This is a genomic window from Caldimonas sp. (genome assembly GCF_046289365.1).
Lineage (GTDB): Bacteria > Pseudomonadota > Gammaproteobacteria > Burkholderiales > Burkholderiaceae_C > Caldimonas.
On the sequence record NZ_JBKBVU010000288.1, the window covers coordinates 1 to 2,795 of the forward strand.

1 protein-coding gene is annotated in these 2,795 nt (G+C 65.3%); it reads right to left on the minus strand.

Annotated features, from left to right (window positions below; genetic code table 11):
- Window positions 1–2,795 (minus strand): phage tail tape measure protein (locus ACK42S_RS17065; protein ID WP_409710374.1); only part of this gene is annotated, 2,795 nt, incomplete at both ends.

The following is a 2,795-nucleotide window of genomic DNA, read 5'->3' on the forward strand; positions in this document are numbered from 1 at the left end:
CTTCGAAGAAGCCCGCGCCGTAGCGGGCGACGGCCTGCCGGTTCACGACGAACTCGCCCGGGGTGAGCATCGCCGGGACGGTGTCGGATTTAGCCAAGCCACCGCGCCGGTAAAACTCGCCCTGGTTTTGCTCCATGTAGTCGATCAGCTCTCGCTCCAGGTCTTTACCCCAGAGCAGCGGCTGGGACATCGCCTGCCGCCACGTTTGCTTGATGCGTTCGAGGTTCTGGCGCTCGTTGCCGGTCAGGGTCTTGCGGCTGATGAAGTCTTCCAGCGTGCGGCGATCCTGCTGCGCCTGCTTGCCGTAGTTGTCCATCGTCTTGCTGCGCATATCCAGACTGACCGATGCGCCGTAGTTCCACTGCAGCCAGCTCGTGTACTCGTTCATCCCCTGCAGGCCGAGGTCGATCATCTTGAGCGCCTCGAACGCTTCGCGGTTCTTCTTGGGCCTGCTCGGCTTGTCGTTGGGATCGGAGCCTGTGGAGCCGGTACCGCCCAACGAGGCAACGCGCCCACCGACCGCGAAGTGGGCGACGCCCCCAGCGACACTGTTTGCCAGACGCGAGAGCGCGCCGCTGCCGTACTTCTGCACCGCCGCCTTGCGGATCACGAAGGCCCCGGCATCCAGGGTGCGCGGCACGGTGTCGTGGTGGCCGGAGCCGGGCACCGAGCCACCGCTCATCCGGGGAAAGGCCGGAGCCACCGCGCCGCCGTCGGCAAACCGTCGTACACCGCCAACCAGACCGCCTGTGGCATTGGTTTCCACCTTGGTAACGTAGATGGTGTGGGTGCTGGAGGTGTTGCGCCCATTGAGGCTGTCGATTTCCGCGCGTACCGCACCGACGTTGCTGGCCACCTGATGCTGCGACTCGGTCTGGATGCGATCCAGCGCCTTGATCATCCCCTCGACATTGGTGATGGCCGCCTGCGCCTTCTCGGTCGCCACCTTCAGCTCGAACTGGGCGTTCTGATCGGCGTAGGTCTTGAGCTTGTCCAGTGCCTCTTTGGCCTTGGACACATCGGCATCGACCGGCAGCGTCTTGCCTTCCTTGAGAAGCTGCTCGTATTCCTTGAGCTTCTTCTCCGCTTCCTGCAGATCGGCCTGGATCTGCAGCAGGTATTCCTTCTCGGCCAGCGCCTTGTCCAGATCAGCGATGGCCTTGTCGAAGCGCGTGGTGTCGGCATCGAGCGTGACCTTCAGACCGTCCTTGAGCTTGGCGGTGATGTCGTCGATCTGGCGCGTGGTCTCGGCCAGCGTGCGCTGAATCTCATCGCGTGCGGTGATCGCCGAGCGTGCCGCCGTCTGGTGCGCCGCGCTTTCAGCATCCAGCGTCTGGTTGAGAATCTCCTCGGACTGGCGGATGCGGTCGATGGCGTCGGCCACGCCTTGCTTGCCCTGGGCGATCTGCAAATCCGCGTCCTTGGCCTTCTGCGCCAGTTCCGCGCGCAACTGATCGGCTTGGCGCATCAGGTCGGCTGCTTGCTGGTACTCCTGCCTGCGGTAGGCCTCGCGCGACTGCGCTTCCAGTTGCGTGACCTGCGACACCGCCTGCTCGGACTGCTTGCGCGCTTCCTCGCCGCGCTTGGCCTCGTTGGTTTGGCTGGTGGCCACCTGCGCGGCCATGTCCATCGCCTTCTGCGCGAGCTGGCGGGCAAGCTCCAATTCACCGTTGGCCAGCGCCCGGCGCGCCTGCTCCTGCATCTCGGCGATCTGGCGCTTGCGATCCTCGGTGGCCTCGTACTCTGTCATACCCTGACGGCGGATGTCGCGGATGCGCTCCTCCGTGGACATCGACAACTGGCGCTTGGCTTCCTCGATGCGCTGCACTTCCGCCAGATGCCGGTTGGCCTCGGCGTTGAGGGCGTCGATGTGCTGGCGGTACTCGGAGAGCGCCTGAGCCAGGGTCTGGCGCTTGGTGGCGAGGATGTCGTTCTCGACACGCTGCACGTTGGCCCGGCGCTCTTCCTCGGTCTGGCCTTGCCGGGCGGCGGCGTCCTTGCGCGCCTGCGTTTCCTGATCGATCAGGCCGAGCGTCTCGGTCGTGGCCTGACGGCGCAGGGTCGCCTGCTGCGTCAGCGCCTCGGTGAGCAGCTGCGTAGACTTGGTGATCCTGGCGGTTTCGGATTGCTGGGTACGCTCCAGTTCCGCCTTCTCCTGGTCGTAGCGGTTCTTCACCGCCTGCACCTGCTGGGCGAGGCTGGCCTCGACGATGGACGTCAGCCCCTTGTAGGCTTCGGCCATCTTGGCGGTGGCATCGTTGACCACGCCTTGGGCCTTGCCGACGGCCTGTTCGACCTCGCCCAGCCGGGACTTGAGCTTCTCCAGCGCGGCGTGCACCGCCTCGATGCCGCGCCCAATCGCTTCTTGCGTGCCCTGGCGCACGGCTTCGAGCCGCTTGGCGATCTCCTCGGCAGCGGTCGCAGCGGTGTTCATCGCGCCTTTGGCTGCGTTCGCGCCTTCGGTGGCGTCGGCGTACATCTCGGCGAAGATGCGATTCATCTCCGCGAGCCGCTGTTCGTGGCGCTTGGTGGCTTCGGCGATGGTGTCGGAGGTGAAGATGGCGGCGAACACCTCCCACTGGAAGCGCAGGTGCTCGATGCCCTTCATCAGCACCTCGACCATGAAGATGCCCGCCTTACGGACGATCTCGAATTTCTCTGACAGCCACGTCCCAATCTCCCAGCCGATGATGGCCGCGCCGAGCACCCCGAAAGCCACGCGTAGCTTGCCGACCGCGGCGATGGCGTTCGACACCGACATGTTGGCCGTTGCCCACACCGCCGCCGTGGTGCTG